This window comes from Aquabacterium fontiphilum (genome assembly GCF_009909205.1).
GTDB classification, from domain to species: domain Bacteria; phylum Pseudomonadota; class Gammaproteobacteria; order Burkholderiales; family Burkholderiaceae_C; genus Aquabacterium; species Aquabacterium fontiphilum.
In genome coordinates this window covers 102548-120696 of the sequence record NZ_JAAAPN010000008.1, presented here as the reverse complement: position 1 = coordinate 120696, position 18149 = coordinate 102548, and the positions used below count along the sequence as shown (strand labels likewise).

At 64.7% G+C, this 18149-nt stretch carries 11 protein-coding genes; 7 read left to right on the top strand and 4 right to left on the bottom strand.

What is annotated here, in order from left to right:
* The first annotated feature begins 153 nt into the window (after positions 1-153).
* The 7 genes from GTZ97_RS10985 to GTZ97_RS10955 all read left to right on the top strand — a co-directional run bounded on the left by GTZ97_RS10985 (position 154) and on the right by GTZ97_RS10955 (position 9898).
* A complete protein-coding gene (locus tag GTZ97_RS10985; protein ID WP_161650674.1) occupies positions 154-1977 on the top strand; it encodes an acyl-CoA dehydrogenase C-terminal domain-containing protein in 1824 nt (607 codons plus the stop codon).
* A gap of 46 nt (positions 1978-2023) precedes the next feature.
* The gene (locus GTZ97_RS10980) at positions 2024-2692 is read left to right on the top strand and encodes a TetR/AcrR family transcriptional regulator (RefSeq protein ID WP_161650673.1); all 669 of its coding nucleotides are present in this window, start codon (positions 2024-2026) and stop codon (positions 2690-2692) included.
* A 121-nt stretch (positions 2693-2813) separates the two neighbouring features.
* On the top strand, positions 2814-2999 hold the full coding sequence (locus tag GTZ97_RS10975; RefSeq protein ID WP_161650672.1) for a hypothetical protein: 186 nt from the start codon (positions 2814-2816) through the stop codon (positions 2997-2999).
* Between the two features lie 152 nt (positions 3000-3151).
* A complete protein-coding gene (locus GTZ97_RS10970) occupies positions 3152-4609 on the top strand; it encodes a TolC family protein (protein WP_161650671.1) in 1458 nt (485 codons plus the stop codon).
* A complete protein-coding gene (locus GTZ97_RS10965) occupies positions 4606-5853 on the top strand; it encodes an HlyD family secretion protein (RefSeq protein WP_161650670.1) in 1248 nt (415 codons plus the stop codon). Before GTZ97_RS10970 ends, GTZ97_RS10965 begins: the two co-directional genes overlap by 4 nt.
* 25 nt (positions 5854-5878) lie before the next feature.
* Complete coding sequence (locus tag GTZ97_RS10960) at positions 5879-8068, top strand: peptidase domain-containing ABC transporter (protein WP_161650669.1); 2190 nt, start codon at positions 5879-5881, stop codon at positions 8066-8068.
* 114 nt (positions 8069-8182) lie between these two features.
* A complete protein-coding gene (locus GTZ97_RS10955) occupies positions 8183-9898 on the top strand; it encodes an AMP-binding protein (RefSeq protein ID WP_161650772.1) in 1716 nt (571 codons plus the stop codon).
* Between the two features lie 303 nt (positions 9899-10201).
* On the opposite strand, the gene GTZ97_RS10950 is transcribed toward GTZ97_RS10955, so the two are convergent.
* From GTZ97_RS10950 to GTZ97_RS10935, 4 genes are all read right to left on the bottom strand, one after another.
* A complete protein-coding gene (locus GTZ97_RS10950; RefSeq protein ID WP_161650668.1) occupies positions 10202-11680 on the bottom strand; it encodes a class I SAM-dependent DNA methyltransferase in 1479 nt (492 codons plus the stop codon).
* A gap of 203 nt (positions 11681-11883) precedes the next feature.
* On the bottom strand, positions 11884-13530 hold the full coding sequence (locus GTZ97_RS10945; protein ID WP_161650667.1) for an RNA-binding domain-containing protein: 1647 nt from the start codon (positions 13528-13530) through the stop codon (positions 11884-11886).
* Positions 13527-14984: a restriction endonuclease subunit S gene (locus GTZ97_RS10940; protein ID WP_161650666.1), complete on the bottom strand. Its 1458-nt coding sequence runs from the start codon at positions 14982-14984 to the stop codon at positions 13527-13529. The genes GTZ97_RS10945 and GTZ97_RS10940 overlap by 4 nt, the downstream gene beginning before the upstream one ends.
* Entirely contained in the window at positions 14981-17776 is a 2796-nt protein-coding gene (locus tag GTZ97_RS10935) for a type I restriction endonuclease subunit R (protein ID WP_161650665.1), read from the bottom strand. The genes GTZ97_RS10940 and GTZ97_RS10935 overlap by 4 nt, the downstream gene beginning before the upstream one ends.
* Positions 17777-18149: the final 373 nt, after the last annotated feature.

The window sequence follows — 18149 nt, the reverse complement described above, 5'->3', positions numbered from 1 at the left end:
CGACCCGGATTTGGCGCGCACAAGGCCGATCGCATGGGGTATAACAGCGGCCGGATTCGAACGACCGTTTGAAATGAACGATCGTTCGAAATTGTGCAGACCGTTTCATCCACCGCCGGCGCCGGCCGCGGTGACCACACTCCGAGGTGACCCATGCCGCAGTACAAGGCCCCTTTGCGCGACATGCGCTTTCTGCTCAACGAAGTGTTCGACTACCCGTCGCACTACGCAGCCCTGCCCAACGGCGAAGACGCCACCCCTGACATGGTGGACGCCATTCTGGAAGGCTGCGCCACCTTCTGCGAAGAGGTGCTGAGCCCGCTGTACCTGACGGGAGACCAGGAAGGCTGCACCATCCAGGACGGCGAAGTCACCACGCCCAAGGGCTACAAGGAAGCCTATGCCGAGTACGCCGCAGGCGGCTGGCAAGGTCTGGCCCACCCCAAGGAATACGGCGGCCAGGAGCTGCCCATGTCGCTCAACCTGCTGAAGTCGGAAATGATGGGCACGGCCAACTGGCCCTTCACCATGTACCCCGGCCTGAGCCTGGGCTGCATGAACACCATCTACCTGCATGGCAACGACAAGCAAAAGGCCACCTACCTGCCCCCACTGATCGAAGGCCGCTGGGCTGGCACCATGTGCCTGACCGAGCCCCAGTGCGGCACCGACCTGGGCCAGGTCAAGACCAAGGCCGAGCCCCAGGCTGACGGCACCTACAAGCTCACCGGCACCAAGATCTTCATCTCCTCGGGCGAACACGACCTGACCGAGAACATCATCCACATCGTGCTGGCCCGCCTGCCCGATGCGCCCAAGGGCACCAAGGGCATCTCGCTGTTCATCGTGCCCAAGTTCGTCGTCAACGCCGACGGATCGATGGGCGAGCGCAACTCGGTCAAGGCCGGCGCGCTCGAGCACAAGATGGGCATCCGCGCCTCGGCCACCTGCGTGATGAACTTCGACGGCGCCACCGGCTACATGATTGCCCAGCCCAACAAGGGCCTGGAAGCCATGTTCACCTTCATGAACAGCGCCCGCATCGGCACGGCCCTGCAAGGCCTGGCCCACGCCGAGCTGTCGTACCAGGGCGCCCTGCCCTACGCCAAGGAGCGCCGCTCCATGCGCGCCCTGAGCGGCAAGAAGGACGCCGAGCACACCGCCGACGCGCTGATCTGGCACGCCGACGTGCGCCGCATGCTGCTGACGCAAAAGGCCGTGGCCGAAGGCGCCCGCGCCATGATCTACAGCGCCGCCAAGCTGGCCGACCACATGGTGGCCGGCGCCGCCAAGGGCGACATGAAGCAGTACGAGCACTATGACGACAAGCTCGGCTTCTACACCCCGATCCTCAAGGGCTTCATCACCGAGCTGGGCCTGGAGTGCGCCAACATCGGCATGCAGGTGTTCGGTGGCCACGGCTACATCAAGGAACACGGCATGGAGCTGATCGCCCGCGACGCGCGCATCGCCACGCTGTACGAAGGCACCACCGGCATCCAGGCGCTCGACCTGCTGGGCCGCAAGGTGCTGCTGCAAACGCGCGGCAAAGTGGTCAGCGAGTTCACCAACATCATGACTGCCCAGGCCAAGCCCCACCTGCTGGATGGCGGCCCGATCGGCTCGATGGCGCGCGCCTGCTTCAAGCGCGCGCTGCAATGGAAGGGCCTGACGCTGCGCATCATGCTGCGCGCCGCCAAGGACCGCGACATCGTCAGCTCGGCCTGCGCCGACTACCTGATGTACGCCGGCTACGTGATGATGGGCCACTTCTGGCTGCAACAAGCCCTGGTCGCCAACGAGAAGCTGACCAAGGGTGGCGGCAAGGAAACGCCGGAGTTCTACAAGGCCAAGATCCAGACGGCCGAGTTCTACTTCGACCGCCTGCTGCCGCGTGCCGACGCGCACAAGAAGTCCATGCTGGCCCCGACGGACACCGTCATGCAGATGGACAACGAGCATTTCATGTTCACCTGATCATCAGGCCACGGGTTCGCCCGTGGCTTGCTGACAGCCCAGACGCATGCAGGTCATCACGACCTTACCCAATGGCCAGCGCCGCTACGGCGGCGCCTCGGCCGACGAACGGCGCGATGAACGACGCGAACGCCTGATTGCCGCAGGGCTGCAGGTGTTCGGCGATCTGGGCTACCAGCAAGCCACCAAGCGGCTGATCTGCGCACAAGCGCGGCTGGCCGACCGCTACTTCCACGAGCACTTCGACAGCGTGCACGCCTGTTACCAGGCCGTGCACGATGTGGCCTGCCAGGAAGCGGCTGCCCGGGTGCAGGACGCCATCCTGAACGCGCCCGGCGAACTCACCTTGCGCGCGCGGGCAGGGCTGCGCGCCTTCTTCGAACACATCCAGAGCGATCCCCGCCGGGCCCGCATCCTGATCAAGGACTTCTCGGCCGCAGGGCTGAGTGCCGAGCACCGCGTCGCCCAGCAGTACGGCCACATCGTCGACCTGCTGCGCTTGCGCTTTCGGCAGCGCTGCGGCGACAAGGCGGCCCACCTGAACATCGACTACGTCATCACGGGCTGCATCGGCATGGTCGGCCAGGTGGCCATGCTGTGGATGGAGCGCGGCTACGACGCCCCGCTCGACACCGTGGTGGAGCACACCTTCTATGCATGGCGCGGACTCGACCTGTGGCTGACCGATCTGGCCACGCCACCCCCATCTGTCTAACAGGGCAACCAGATGAGCACACGGACGAACCGCCAGGGCAAATACGCCTTACGTTAAATCCTTAACAGTCTGAAGATGCATTGGCTAGCACACACTTTCATCAACCTACTAGTCAAGCATCATGCAAACCCTGAACCAAGAACAAATCAAGCAAGTCAGCGGCGGCGCTCTGGATCCTGAGCTGGGCCTCTTCAAACCCACCGGCATCAAGCTGATCGACAACATCCACAAGCAAGAGTGGAACACATACGGCCGCCCGCTGTACAACACCTTCGCTGTGTTGCTGGGCTTCCCCAAGGCGCCCTGATCCGCCCCCTGCGGTGTGTCGCGCGGGTTGGATGATCCCTCCCCGTGCTTGATCGCCCTGACATGCCCGCAACCTCTCCTGTTGCGGGCATGTCAGTTTTTTGAGCCCGGCGCATCGACGCCTCCGTCCTCGCCGCGGCCAGTGTTGTACCCATGTTTGAGCGCCTGCTGCACGCCCTCGCCGTGTCTTCCTGCCTTGGCGTTGTCACGGTGCTGGGCCTGACCCCTGTCACGGGCCGCACGACCCCGCTTGCGTCCGAGCCGCTGCGCCTGAGTCTGAGCCTGAGCCTGAGCCTGCCTGCCGAGCCTGTCTCTGGCGCACCGGAGCAGGCTGCAACCGACTGGCGAGGGCTTCTGGAAGCGGCCCACCGCACCGCTGCCAACCGACGCGAACAAGCAGCCGCAGATGGGGCCGAAGCCAGCCACGAGCAAGCCCGGATTGCCGCTTGGCGCCCCCGCGTGGACGCCCGCGCCAGCAGCACGCTAAGCCGACAGCGCTACAACGACCAGCCCCTGCGCACGCCGGCCTCGGCGCTCGGCCTGACGCTGACCCAGCCACTGTGGCGCGCGGCCGAACGCGCCCATGCCGACAGCCTGCAAGCCCAGGCGCAGCAGGCCGCCCGGCTGGCGCGTGCGCAGCGGCAGCAAACTGCCCTGGCGCTGAGCCTTGCTTGGCTGGACGCCGTTGAAGCGGCGGAGGCCCTGCGGCTGAACGACAAGCACATCACCGCGCTTGAAGCCCACTGGCGCGCGGGCGAGCGCCGCGTGCAAGCCGGTGTCGGCACGATGGTGGAACAACTCGAAACCCGCAGCCTGCTGGAACAGGCGCGGGCCATGCGCCAATCGCTGCAGTTGCGACTGAGCAGCGCGCGGCTGAGCGTCGAGCGCCTGGCGGGCCAACCCGTGCAAGTACCCGCTGGCCTGCGCCCCGCGATGCCACTCAATGTGGTGGCTGTGCCGCCTGCGAACGAAGGGCTGGCGCAACTCCTGGCCCGCAACGCCACCCATCAGGCACACGAACACGCGCTGGAGGCCGCCCGCAGCGCCCTCGTTTCGCGCCAGGCCGAACGCTGGCAGCCGACGGTCGACGTGGTCGCCGAGGTCTCGCGCGCGCGCCAGAGCCAGCAGTTCGACGGCGTGAACGAGCGACAGGACATCCACACCCGCGCCATGGGTGTCCAGGTCAACTGGCCCCTGTTCACCAGCGGCTACCAGCAGGCGCGCACGCGAGAAGCGCTGGCGCAGCTCGAACAGGCCGAGGCGCACCGCGACCAGACGCGCGACGAACTCACCCACGACCTGCTGGATGCCTACGAGACCCTGCACACCAGCCAGCGGATGGTGGCGTCGCACCGCGAGCTGGAAGCCACCGCGCGCCGCACGCTGGACGCGGTGCACAAGGCCTACCTGGCCGGCCTGCGCACGCACCAGGAACTGCTGGGCGCGCAACAACGCATCCACGACAGCCTCGCTCAGCAGGCCAGCAGCCGCATCCAGGCCCTGAAGGCCCAGGTGCGCATCCTCAGCCTGCTCGACAGACTGACCCCGGAAGACATCACGCCTTTGACCACGGCCCTCGCGCCCGAGCGCCACACGGAGCCCTCACCATGAGCTCGCCCCAGCCCTCGCTGTTCCGGCAGGAAGCCCTGGCCGCACGCTCGGACCACAGCGCCGGCCCGCCCATTCACATTCGCCCGGTGGGCGCCGGATGGCTCACGCTGTTCTTTGCCGCCATGTGCGCCGCCGTGCTCGCCCTGCTCGTGCTGGGCTCCTACACCCGCAAGGAGCGGGTGCAAGGCGTGGTGCAGCCCCGCATCGGCGTGGCCACGGTCATGGTGCCCGAAGCCGGTACGGTCCGCCAGCTGCATGTGGCCGAAGGCCAGCGCGTGCGCGCGGGCGAGGTGATCGCCGAAGTGGTCCACGAACGCCACAGCGATGCCGGCGACACCGCCGTGCTGGTGGAAGACAACCTGGCCAGCCAGCAGGCGCGCATGCAAGCCCAGCAACACCATCGCGCCCAGGCGCAACAGGCTGAGCGCGCCGCGGTGGCGCAACGCGCGGCCCAGGCGCGACGCGACCTGATTGCACTCGACGAAGAGACCCGCCTGCTGAGTCAGCAGATCGACTCCTCGCGCCGGCAGCTGGCGCAGCTCACGCCATTGCTGGCTGAGCAGATCGTCTCGGGCATGCAGGTCGAGCAACAGCGACAGACCGTGCTGGAGCAGGAAGCGCGCATGCAGGCCTTGCGGCGACAACGCAGCGCTGCCGAGGCTGCGCTGGCCGAGGCCCGCGATGAAACACAACGCCTGCAGGCCCAGCACGAAGCCGAGCATGCCGGCCTGGCCCGCGAGCTGCTGAGCCTGCAGCAAGAGCAGGTGCAACGCCGGGGCAACCACAAGATGGTGTTGCGCGCGCCGCGGGACGGCGTGATCTCGGGCCTGCAGGCCAGCGTGGGTCAGGCATTGCCTGCCGGCCATGCGCTGGTGTCGGTGGTGCCTGACGATACATCCATGGAAGCCGTGCTCCATGTGCCCAGCACGGCGATCGGCTTCATCCGCGAAGGCCAGGCGGTGCGCGTGAGCTACGACGCCTTTCCTTACCAACGCTTTGGCCAGTACCACGGCACGGTGCGCAGCGTCTCGCGCCATGACGTACGCCCCCCGCAGGCCGATGCGCGTGATCCACGCGCCTTCTTTCTGGTGCGCGTGGCGCTGCAGCGGCCCTCGGTCGAAGCCTACGGCACCGAAATCGCCCTCAAGCCTGGCCAGACCCTGAGCGCCGACATCGAGATCGACCGCCGCCGGCTCATCCGCTGGATGCTCGACCCGCTTTACGCCTTCACCGGCCGACTGTGAGCCGTCCGACCTGAACCGCCTGACCATGTCCCACAACCTGTTGTCGCTGTGGCCCAGGCGCCGCGCCCCGCTCATCCTGCAATCCGAGGCGACCGAGTGCGGCCTGGCCTGCCTGGCCATGATCGCCTCGGCCCATGGGCATGAGACCGACCTGCTCACGCTGCGCCGCCGTTTCGAGATCTCCTCGCGCGGCGCCACCCTGGCTCGCCTCATGGACGTGGCCACCGAGCTCGGGCTGTCCACGCGCGCCTTGCGGCTGGAACTCGACGAGCTGCCGCAGTTGCAGACGCCCTGCGTCCTGCACTGGGACATGAACCACTTCGTGGTGCTCGTGAAGGCCGACGCGCGTCAGCTCACCATCCACGACCCCGCGGTGGGTGAGCGCACCCTGAGCATGAAGGAAGCCAGCCCGCACTTCACCGGCGTGGCGCTGGAGCTCACCCCCAGCACCGGCTTTCAGCGTCAGGAGGACAAAACACCCTTCGACCTGCGCACCCTGTTCGCCGGCCAGAGCGGCCTGGGCCGTGCCTTTGCGCAAATGGCGGTGCTGTCCATCGTGCTGGAGGTGTTCGTCATCCTCATGCCCATGCTCAGCCAGTGGATCATCGACGACGTCGTCGTCACCCGCGATGCGCCGCTGCTGGTGGTGCTCACGGTGGCCACGGCCATGCTCGGCCTGATGGCGCTGGGCACACGCTTGCTGCGCAGCTGGATCGTGCTGGGCGCCAGCCTGCGCTGGCGGCTGTCATCGAGCACCAATGTGTTTCGCTACATGCTCAAGCTGCCGCTGTCGTACTTCGACAAGCGCCACACCGGCGACGTGCTGTCGCGCTTCGGATCGGTCAACACCATTCAGGACACCTTGACCAACCACGTGGTCGAAGCCGTGCTCGACGGCGTGGTCAGCCTGGTCACGCTCGGCCTGATGTTCCTCTACAGCCCGCAGCTGGCGCTGATCGTACTCATCGTTGCCCTCATCTACACCGCCGTGCGCTTTGCGGTGTTCAAGCCCTATCGCCAGGCGGCAGAAGAGCTCATCGTGCGTGAGGCCCATGCCCAGACCTATGTGCTCGAGACGCTGCGTGGCATGGCGGCCATCAAGTTCTTTGCGCAGCCCGGCTGGCGGGTCGGCGGCTGGATGAACCAGCAGGCCCAGATGGTCAACGCGCGCGTACGCCAGGAGCGCATCGCCATGCTGCACCAGGGCATCAATGGCGTGGTCGGCGCGGTCGAGCAAGGCGTGGTGCTCTTTCTCGCGGCGCAGATGATCATCCAGGAGCAGTTCACCATCGGCATGCTGGTGGCTTTTCTGGCCTACAAGGGCCAGTTTCTGCAGCGCGTCTCCGAGCTGCTCGAACGGCTGATCAACCTGCGGCTGCTCAAGCTGCAGGGCGAGCGTCTGGCCGACATCGTGCTGAGCGAGCCGGAGCCCGCCGCGCCCGCCACGGCCGCCGCATCGCCCGCGCGCCAGGCGGCCTGGCCTGCGGATGCACCCATGACGCTGGCACTGCGCGACGTGACCTTTCGTTATGGCGCGGGCGAGGCCCCCGTGCTGGACAAGGTCAACCTGACGCTGACAAGCGGCGAGGCCGTGGCCATCGTCGGCCCGTCGGGCTGCGGCAAATCCACGCTGATGAAGATTCTGTGTGGCCAGTTGCAGCCCGAGTCCGGCGAAGTGCTGCTCAACGGCGTGTCCATGGACCGCATGGGGGCCGAGGCCTTTCGCGCGGCGCTGGGCGTGGTGCTGCAGGACGACCAGCTGTTCACCTGTTCGATCTACGACAACATCGCGATGAACGACGCGCATGCCACACCCGAGCGCGTCGAGGCGGCCGCCCGCCTGGCCTGCATCCACGATGACATCGCGCGCATGCCCATGGGCTACCAGACCCTGGTGGGCAGCATGGGCAGCTCGCTGTCGGGCGGGCAGAAGCAGCGCGTGCTGCTGGCGCGCGCGCTGTACAAACAGCCCCGCTTTCTGCTGCTCGACGAGTACACCAGCCACCTCGACACCGAGACCGAACAGCGGGTGCAGGCCGCGGTCGAGGCCCTGGGCTGCGGGCGCTTCATCATCACCCACCGCATTCAAAGCCTGCGCGACACCGACCGGGTCTACGCGCTCTGGCAGGGCCAGCTCGTGTCGCGAGACGACATCCTGGCGCAGGCAGCCGCCGCGGGTAGCGCCCCACCGGGTGACATTTGGGAAAACCCCTGATCCAGATTGCCCCCAGCACCCGGCTCACGGGGTTAACAGACGCAACACCCCCAGGCACAATGACACTACTTGTTGTCAGATCAATTGTTACCTGGATTGGATGTGCTCATGGCCCTGGACAAGCCCTGGTTGAAGCAGTACGGCACCGGTGTGCCCGCCACCATCAACCCCGATACCTACCCTTCGCTGATGGAGCTGCTGGAAGACGCCTTCCGCACGCACGCGCGCAAGGACATGATGGCCTACATGGGCTCGCGCTGGACGTTTGCCGAGATCGACGCCCAGTCGAAGCAACTGGCTGCCTGGCTGCAGGCCCAGCGCCTGTCGAAGGGCGCACGCGTGGCGGTGATGATGCCCAACGTGCCGCACTATGCCGTGGCCATTGCCGGCATCCTGCGCGCCGGCTACGTGGTGGTCAACGTCAACCCGATGTACACCCCGCGCGAGCTGGAGCACCAGCTCAACGACGCGGGCGCCGAAGCCATCATCGTGCTCGAGTACTTCGGCCCCACCGTGCAGGAGGTGATCGACCGCACACCGGTCAAGCACATCGTGCTGGCCTCGCTGGGTGACGTGTTCGGCGCCATCAAGGGCCCGTGGATGACCTACAAGTCACGCAACGTGGACAAGCACGTGATCGACTTCCAGCTGCCCGACGATGGCCGCCGCCAGCTCACGCCCATGAAGCGGGCCCTGACCGAAGGCAAGCGCCTGAGCTACACCCGGCCCACGCTCAAGGGCAGCGATGTGGCCTTCCTGCAGTACACCGGCGGCACCACCGGCGTCTCCAAGGGCGCCACGCTGACCCACCGCAACCTGGTGGCCAACATCCTGCAGTGCGAGGCCTGGTTCAAGCCCGAGCTCGACAAGGTCGAAGGCCAGGGCGTCAACGTGGTGGCGCTGCCGCTGTACCACGTGTTCGCGCTGACGGTGTGCTACTTCCTGAGCGCACGCATGGGCACCATGAACGTCATGATCGACAACGCCCGCAACATCGGCAAGATGATCGAGACGCTCAAGAAGTTCAAGATCACGCAGTTCCCGGCCGTCAACACGCTGTACAACGCGCTGGTCGAAGAGCCCGACTTTGAGCAGCTCGACTTCTCGCGCCTGAAGGTATGCAACGGCGGCGGCATGGCCGTGCAGCAGGCCACGGCCGAGGCTTGGCAGCGCATCACCGGCGTGCCCATCGTCGAAGGCTACGGCCTGTCAGAGACCTCGCCTGTGGTGACCGTCAACCGCCTGGATAACCGCAGCTACAACGGCGCCATCGGTTACCCGCTGCCATCCACCGAGGTGGCGCTGCTCGACGAGCAAGGCCAGCCCGTGGCCCAGGGCGAAGCCGGCGAGATCGCCGTGCGCGGCCCGCAGGTGATGGCAGGCTACTGGAATCGCCCCGAAGAAACCGCCAAGGTGATGACGCCTGACGGCTTCTTCCGCACCGGCGACATCGGCGTGATGGCCGAAGACGGCCTGATCAAGATCGTGGACCGCAAGAAGGACATGATCCTGGTGTCGGGCTTCAACGTCTACCCCAACGAGATCGAGCAGGTCGTGAACATGCACCCCGGCGTGACCGAGTGCTGCGCGATCGGCGTGCCCGACGAGCGCTCGGGCGAAGCCGTGAAGCTGTTCGTGGTGCGCAAGGACTACAGCCTGACCGAAGACGACGTGGCCGCCTACTGCAAAGAGCAGCTGACCGGCTACAAGCGGCCCAAGCACATCGAGTTCCGCGAAGACCTGCCCATGAGCAACGTGGGCAAGATCCTGCGCAAGGATCTGCGCGATGAGGAACTGGCCGCGATGGCGCGGAAGAAAAAGGCAGCTTGAAGCTGCGTTGATGCTGGTTTGAGGGGCGCGGCGTGCGCCGCCCCCGCCAGCGGCCCACGCCCCCAGCGGCTTCACGTGGGTGGTCCTGCCTGGGAAGGCAGGACGCTCCTGCGATGCTCGCCATGGCCCGGTGCCGTGGAACTCGCTACGCGGCGCGCGCCATGCGCCCGCCACTGCGCTCAAACAGCCACGGCAAGTCAGATAAGGGAAGCGCGACTTCGCACGCGAAGCCGCGCCCGGGCCCTGCCTGCGCTTCTCGGAACCCCCGAGGCGCCGCTGGGGGCATGGGCCCCTGGCGGGCGCTCAGGCCGCATCCCTCTGATCGAACCTAGGCAGGCTGGCCGCGACGTCTCTGAAGGCCGCCAGCGCCGCCTCCAGGTGCTCGATGATCTCTTGCTGCAGCACATCGGGCGGCGGCAGCTCATCGAGGTTGTCCAGGCTTTCATCTTTCAGCCAGAAGATGTCCAAGCTGGCCTTGTCACGAGCCATCAAATCGTCGTAGCTGTAGAACTTGAAGCGCTCGGTGGCTCGCCGGTCATGCCGATTTTCGGGGTGGTAGCAGGCGATGAAGTCGCGCAGGTCATCGAACTTGAGTGGCCGCGTCTTCAAGGTGAAGTGCATGTTGGTGCGCAGGTCGTAGAACCACACGCCCTTGGTGTGCACGCGGCCATCCTTGGGCGCGTTGTCGAAGAACACCACGTTGGCCTTCACGCCCTGCGCGTAGAAGATGCCCGTGGGCAGGCGCAAGATGGTGTGCACATCGCAGGTCTCCAGCAACTTGCGGCGAATCTTCTCGCCCGCGCCACCTTCAAACAGCACGTTGTCGGGCAGCACGACGGCGGCCTGCCCTGTCACCTTCAACATGCTGACGATGTGCTGCAAAAAGTTGAGCTGCTTGTTTGACGTCGTCGTCCAGAAGTCCTGACGCTCATAGACCAGCGCATCGCGATCGTCTTCACCTTCCTCGTTGGTGAAGGTCATGCTGCTCTTCTTGCCGAAGGGCGGGTTGGCCAGCACATAGTCGACCTGCAGCTTGGGTTCAGCGATCAAGGCATCAGAACGCTCCACGGCCGGCTCGCCATCAAGCTGGCCAATGTTGTGCAAGAACAGGTTCATCAGGCACATGCGGCGCGTGTTGGGCACGATCTCATTGCCGTGGAAGGTCTTGTCACGCAAGAACTCCTTTTGCTTACGGTTCAGCTCGGCGCCCGGCCGGGTCAGCCAGTTGTAGGCCCCCAGGAAGAAGCCCCCGGTGCCACAAGCCGGGTCGGCAATGGTCTTCATGGGCTCGGGGCGCACGCAAGCCACCATCGCCTCAATCACGGCGCGTGGCGTGAAGTACTGGCCGGCGCCGCTCTTGGTGTCCTCGGCGTTCTTCTGAAGCAGGCCTTCGTACAGATCGCCCTTGGTGTCAGCATCCAGGCTGACCCAGCTTTCGGCATCGATCATCTGCACCAAGCGGGCCAGCTTGGCCGGGTCCTGGATCTTGTTTTGCGCCTTGAAGAAGATCGCGCCCAGCATGCCGGGCTCGTTGCCCAGCTTGTGCAGGGTGGCCAGGTAGTGCGCCTCCAGCGGCTCGCCCGTCTTGCTGCGCAGGCTGGCCCAGTCGTGACCCTGAGGAATCTGAGTGGGGCGGCTGTAAGGCGGCTGCGTGTACTCGTGCGCCAGCTTCAGGAAGAGCAGGTAGGTGAGTTGTTCCAGGTAGTCGCCATAGCCCACCCCGTCGTCTTTCAGGGTGTGGCAGAAGTTCCAGACTTTCTGGACGAGGGTGGAGGTGTTCATGGCAAAGGAGAAGAACAAACGGTGCCGGCAACTTGGCTTGACGCCCTTGATTGGCTAGACTGGCCGCGCAGGCAAGCGTGAGGTTGGTAGAGGTCGCTGGGCGCAGCGTCAGTCCGAAAGGGTCGGCTCCTCGAACTCAGGGCCTGCTTCTCGTTCAAGAATTTATGCGCCGGCGCATAAAGCGGCAGGTTTTGGCGCATAAATCAGGCCTTGAAATACACGGCGGCTTTCTTATCTCCTTGTTTTACAAGGATTTTTTCGTCGCACAGCCGTTTAAGCGTTTTATACGCCTGGTCCGGGGTCAGGCGGCACAGGTCGATGACGTCCTGACGGGTGATCCGTCCATGCTGCTGCACAAAGCTCTGGATCATCTGGGCTTGCTGCAAGCGGTCGAACCCCGCTTGGCGGGTGTACTGCGCCTGCTGCCCCAACTGGCGATAAACGCCCGCCGCCAAGGTGTAGCTGCGCCCCCTGCCATTGCCGTGCGCTTGCAACAACCCGGCCTCGACCAAGGGCTCGACGCTGGCACCAATGCGACTGGCATCCTTGTGCAGCCATTGCGCCAATTGGTCTGCCGTGGCGCGGCGCTGCTCACGCAAGGTGGCCAGCATGATGAGGCTGTCGATGGGCAGCACGCCACCTCGACGGGCCTCTTCTTGCAGCACCAAAGACAGGAAAGCCTCATTGGCCTCTGCCAGGCTCAAGCGCAGCACCACCGAATGAGGCGACGACGCGGTGTAGTCCGGGTTGTGGCGGCCATAACGCAACTGGCCCCGGTAGATCAAATCCACGCCACGGCCCGTGCGCTCCACCAAGCCGATGCGCTTGAGCGCATCGGCCAAGGCCGGGTTGCGTGGGCGAGGCTCCGTGGTCAGCAAGTTGCCCAGGGTCACCCCCTCCACCAGGCCACCGGGGTTGCTGATGGTCATGTCCTGCCTGCTCAGGCGCACATAGACCGCACCCCGCGCGGTGTAGTCACGGTGGGTCACGGCATTCGCGACGGCCTCTCGGAAGGTCCGCGCATCCAGCCTGGGGATGGCCACCCGGAACAAGCCCGACTGGAATTCGCGCTCGGTGTTGAGCGGCCGAAACGCCGTCTCAAGCCATTCCAGCGCACGCAGCAAAGGCTCACGGCGGAAGTCGTTGTGGCGCACCTCTTCGCCTTCCAAAATTTGGAAGGCGACTTCATGCGTGGGCACCAAGCGGCGCAAGGCCGCCTCATGGCCGATGAGCAAGAGCCCGGTCAAGGTCGGCTGCCGAACGATGCCTGAGCGTGCCGTCAACCCCAGGGCGTTGTCCAGCTGTTCATCGTCCAACTCCAGCAGGGCCTGGTCCCCGTTGTGACGCAAGATGAACTGACGCAGCCTCGCCCGCTCCAGCGAGTCGAGATCGTCCAGGGTCGCGCCCGCCACGACCTGGGCACTGACATCCAGCAAGCCAAAATGGGCCTGCCGGGCGGGAAACTCGTGCGGCAGGTAAGGCACGCATTCGGGCTCGCCATTGGCCTGCAAGCGACGACGCTTGATGACGCCCTCGCTGGTGGCCACAGGCTGAGGGTTGGCGGGCACGCTGATGCGGGCCACGGGCACTCCATCCACATCCAGCGCCATCACCACCACATGCACGGGCGGCTGGGTGCGGTTGGCCACCAAGGCGGCCAAGCCTTCCAGCAAGCGGTGCTGCACGTGCAAGCCAGTGGGCTGCCCGTCGTCTTCCACCCCAAGATAGATGTCGCCGCCTTGCGCATTGGCCATGCCCACCACAGCCTCGATGAGGTCGCGGTCGGGCAGGCATTTGCGGTCGCTCTTGAACTCGACCGTGAGGGTTTCGCGGGTGGGCAGTTGGCTCACGCGGCCTCCTGGGCGCGGCGGCCACGCGGCTTGCGTACTGGGGCTTGCGCTGCACGCTCGGCGCGGATGCGGGCCAGCAGGTCAGCGGCGGGTTCGTCGTTGGGGTCTTGCGGCACAAGCTGGCCGGAGAAGGCGGCGCGAAGGATGTTTTGGCGTTGGGCGGTGGATTGCAGAGAAGCATGGATGAGCGATTCGCCCAAGTGTCTCAACCGATCAACTTCCCCCTCAATGAGCGACACGATTTCGCGCTGCTCAGACAGCGGAGGAAGCGGCAAAGCAACCTTCTCGAACTTGGACTTGTTCAAAATGGGTAGCGTTGTAGCCGAGGCATTGCCAATGATCTGACGCTGCCCAAACCCACTGCATATCATCCAGTACAAAAACTCCGGTAGCACGTTGACGCGGTCAACTGATACGGCATTGATCTGCTGGTTGGTGGCGCATGGCACCCGTGCAAGCCCTGTCTTCCCGATGGTTGCACCGATACATGTGACCAAAATTGAGCCCGCAGGCAAGACCCTGCCAGTTGAAGCGCCCGCCTCAGTTAGGGACTCGCGACTGGAACGAACCTCATACCCAGCATCCAAGTCTGTCGGTTTGAAAAATGGAATCCCACCCCCGAAGTTTTTAGGATCAGAGGTCGACGGTGTGAACCCAGTAGTGACTTCGCCAAGCTGCGCCACACTCGCCCACACCCACCCCTGCGGCAACGCCGGCATATCGGTGGTGTCGGGCTGCACCGGCTCGGGATACTTCTTCTGCCAATCCTTGGGCGGGGCCTTGCCTTGGGCCTCGAACTTGGCGAGTTGCTTGGCTTCCCAACGGGCGCGGCGCTCGGTGAGGATACGTTGCAGCAGTTGCGCGCCGGACTCAGCAGGCGGGTGCTGGGCGCGCTGCTGTTCGCGCCACGGGGCCGTGAGGGCGCCTTCCACGGCGGCTTTGAGCAGCGATTGACGGTATTGGGTCAGCTTCTTTTGGGCAGCTTTCAGTTCGGCTTCGCCTGCATCTAAGTCAGACAGCAGCTCTTCCAGCTTCTCAAGTACCCGCCCCTGCTCAAGCTCGGGTGCAACAGGAACAAGCTCGTTATAAAGGTCGTCTCTGCTGAGACTGGGAATGGCTGTTGACTTGTCTAGTCGCACCAGCTGTTGCGAACCAAGGAAATAGTGGAGCCAACGAACACTCAGCCCTGCTGGCGGCTCAATGAAGTAAGCCGTGTCAATGGGCCAGCATGGTCGATCCACAAGATGCACTGCACCAGCAGCCCCCTTGCGTCCAACAATCACAGAGGGCCCAGAGGTGATTGCTGCATCGTGTTTGCCTACCACTCCACTTGAGCCAAAAACAGGAATGCTTCCTTCGGCATTTCTAGCTTGCTCAGGAAGTGCCTTTCCGTAATTGACCACAACGAGATTCTGCAGCGATGTTCGCTCCCACCCCTTCGGCAACACACTCACGCCACCAACTCCTCATTCATCTCACGCATCCACACGTCCAGGTCTTCGCCAAACACGCCCCAGGCCTTTTGCAGCCCGCCCTTGTCGGCCAGCGCGGCGTAATCAAAGTCATCGCGCCTGATGGCGCAGCTGCTGGCAATGTGGTCCTTCATCAGGCGCAACCACTCGGTCTGCTCGGGGCTGAAGGCCGTGCCGCGCTGGGCGTTGTGCCGGAAGATCCACGCCTGAAAGCGCTTGTCCACCTCGTCGGCAAAGGGCCTCAATTCTGCATCCAGCCCCAGGGCAAAGCGCACCAGGCTCACCAGGTCGGTCAATTGCCGCTTGCGGTCGGCGCCCTTCACCGGGCTGGCCTGGCCCTGCGTGGCGTGAACACGCGCATAGGCGCTCCACAGGCGTTCGGTGGTCAGCATCAGCGGCGGGCGGGCCAGGTGCTCGTGCAGCTCTTCAATCATGTCGAAGGTCAGCGCACGGCGCTGGTAAGGCTGCTGGTAGAAAAAGCTCAGCGCGGCAATTTCGTCCTTGTGGGCCTTGATGTAGTCGGCAAAGCTTTGCACGGCGGCTTGTGCCTGCGCCTCGGCCTGTTCTGAAAACCCGCTGAAGGTCACCGTGTCGAGGTTGATGTGGTCAATCACCTGCTCGCGTTCACGGCGGGCGTTCTCGATCTCTTCTCGCAAATCGGGCGCATCAAAGGGCGCACAGGCCGCAGCCACGCGGGCCTTGCGGGCGGCGTCCAGCTCTTGCGGGCTCAGGTCTTCTTCTCGGCGGCTGATGCCTTGGGCCTGCGCGGTGGCCAGCGCGGTCTGCACGATGGCATCGGGGTCGAGGGCCGTGATCAGGGCCTTGCCCAGTTCACCCACAGGCACGCCGCCTGAGGCCTTTTCAATGCGGGCCTTGGCCTTGTCGTCCAGCTGCTTGGCCAGTCGCACCAGGCGGTTGGCCAGCGTCAGCACGGTGTCATCGTCGCGGTGGCCCATGGCCACGCCTTGCAACAGGTCCTTCAAGGGCATGCCGGGCTTCTTTTCCAGCGGGCGGCTTTCGGTCTTGAGGCTCTTTTCCACGCCCACGGCGTCGATCAGCACAAAGCGGTCTTTGGCGCCGCTGGCGCTGTTGCTCACGCGTTGCAGGCCTTCGGCGCTGAGGCTGCGCACGCCTCGGCCCTTCATCTGCTCGTAGTAGCCCTTGCTGCGCACGTCGCGCATGAAGAGCAGCACCTCCAGCGGCTTCACGTCGGTGCCGGTGGCGATCATGTCCACCGTCACGGCAATGCGGGGGTGGTGATCGTTGCGGAAAGCGGCCAGCACGCTGTCGGCGTCTTCTTCCGCGCGGTAGGTCACCTTCTTGCAAAAGGCGTTACCCTGGCCATAGACCTCGCGCACCATCTTGATGATGTCGTCGGCGTGGCTGTCGGTCTTGGCAAAGATCAGGGTCTTAGGCGTCTCTTTGCGGTGCGGGTAGATCTGCGTTTCCACGGCCGTCTTCATGGCCTGGATCACCTGGCGGATCTGGCTGGTGTTCACCACCGAGCGGTCCAGCTCTTTGCCGGTGTAGTCGGTGTCTTCTTCGGTTTCGGCCCAGCGCTTCTTGCGGGTGGCGCGGTCGCGGTGGTCCACCCATTCCTTGGCCTTGAGCTGCGCGCCCTTTTGAGTGATCTCGGTTTCGATCACGTACACGTCGTAGCCCACGTTCACACCATCGGCCACCGATTGCTCGTAGGTGTACTCGGCCACGATGTTCTCGTTGAAGAAGCCGAAGGTGCGTTTGTCGGGCGTGGCGGTCAGGCCGATCAGGTAGGCGTCAAAGTAGTCCAGCACCTGCTTCCACAGGTTGTAGATGCTGCGGTGGCACTCGTCGATGACGATGAAGTCGAAGGTTTCAACCGGCACGTCGGGGTTGTAGACCACCTTCTTCTCTTGCTTGCTGCTCTGCTGGGTTTCGTTCAGCGATGCGTCTTCGGCCGATTCGTCAATGGGCTCGCCCGACAGGATCGAATACATGCGCTGGATGGTGCTGATGCACACCTGCGCGTGGGGGTCGATGTTGGCCGAGGCCAGGCGCTGCACGTTGTACAGCTCGGTGAACTTGCGGGCGTCGTCAGGCGGGGTGTAGGCCATGAACTCCTGGTGCGCCTGCTTGCCCAGGTTGCGCGTGTCCACCAAAAACAGCACGCGCTTGGCACCCGCGAACTTCAGCAGCCGGTACACGGCCGTGATGGCTGTGAAAGTTTTGCCCGCGCCCGTTGCCATGTGGATGAGGGCGCGGGGCTTATTGAGCGCCAGAGACTGCTCCAGCCCGGTGACGGCATTGATCTGGCAATCACGCAAGTTGGCCGTGGGCAGGGCCGGCATGGCCTCGGCCAAGCGCCGGCGCAAGGTGGTGGGCTGCGCCTGCCATTCGGCCAGCTGGGCGGGCTTGAAGAAATGGAAGATTTCGCGCGAGCGGGGTGCAGGGTCAGCGTTGTCGGTGAAGCGGATGATCTGGCCGGTGGCTTCGAACAAGAAGCGCAGGGGCGCATCGTCCTTGCGCCATTTCAGGTTGGCAGCGGCATAGCGCTCGGTCTGGCTTTCGGTTGCGGTGAGGTTTTCGCCAGCCGTGTCTTTCTTCGCCTCGATCACGCCAACCGGGTTGCGGTTCACGAACAGCACGTAATCGGCAGGCCCGGAATCGGTGGGGTATTCGCGCACAGCCACCCCATCGCTGGCACCCAGGTTCAGCGCCTTCATGTCTTGAACCGACCAGCCTGCGGCGGTCAATCGTTCATCGATGATCTGGCGAGCTTTTGCTTCTGGTGTCATCCCTGATCACTCCCGCTTTCTTTTGTCATGCCGGATCGAAAGCAGGCACAGCACCTCATCCATCGCCGAATACCAGCCATCGGTCAACTCAGCACGATGCAGCATCTCGGCGCCAAACGGGCTTGCTCGCTGCCATGACCGGCCGCTCGCGACTGACAAAGTTCGGTGCAGTTTATCGCAGGGTCTGGGCGCCCCAAGCCACCAGCGCAGGGCGGGCCGCATGGCGCCTGAGTGGGTGCCGAAGGCGCGCAGGCCCCGGGCAGGTGCGCGCCAGCGCACCTCGTGAACTGACTGGCCGGAGCTGTTTGACCGCAGCGGCCTTCAGGCCGCGAAGGGAGTTCTCCGGCCCTGCCTGGGGCCGAGCACCGCAGGG

Excerpts from the sequence above, each read along its gene's own strand:
- GTZ97_RS10985 (WP_161650674.1), top strand. The coding sequence starts at position 154 with ATGCCGCAGTACAAGGCCCCTTTGCGCGACATGCGCTTTCTGCTCAAC.
- GTZ97_RS10980 (WP_161650673.1), top strand. The coding sequence starts at position 2,024 with ATGCAGGTCATCACGACCTTACCCAATGGCCAGCGCCGCTACGGCGGC.
- GTZ97_RS10975 (WP_161650672.1), top strand. The coding sequence starts at position 2,814 with ATGCAAACCCTGAACCAAGAACAAATCAAGCAAGTCAGCGGCGGCGCT.
- GTZ97_RS10970 (WP_161650671.1), top strand. The coding sequence starts at position 3,152 with ATGTTTGAGCGCCTGCTGCACGCCCTCGCCGTGTCTTCCTGCCTTGGC.
- GTZ97_RS10965 (WP_161650670.1), top strand. The coding sequence starts at position 4,606 with ATGAGCTCGCCCCAGCCCTCGCTGTTCCGGCAGGAAGCCCTGGCCGCA.
- GTZ97_RS10960 (WP_161650669.1), top strand. The coding sequence starts at position 5,879 with ATGTCCCACAACCTGTTGTCGCTGTGGCCCAGGCGCCGCGCCCCGCTC.
- GTZ97_RS10950 (WP_161650668.1), bottom strand. The coding sequence starts at position 11,680 with ATGAACACCTCCACCCTCGTCCAGAAAGTCTGGAACTTCTGCCACACC.
- GTZ97_RS10935 (WP_161650665.1), bottom strand. The coding sequence starts at position 17,776 with ATGACACCAGAAGCAAAAGCTCGCCAGATCATCGATGAACGATTGACC.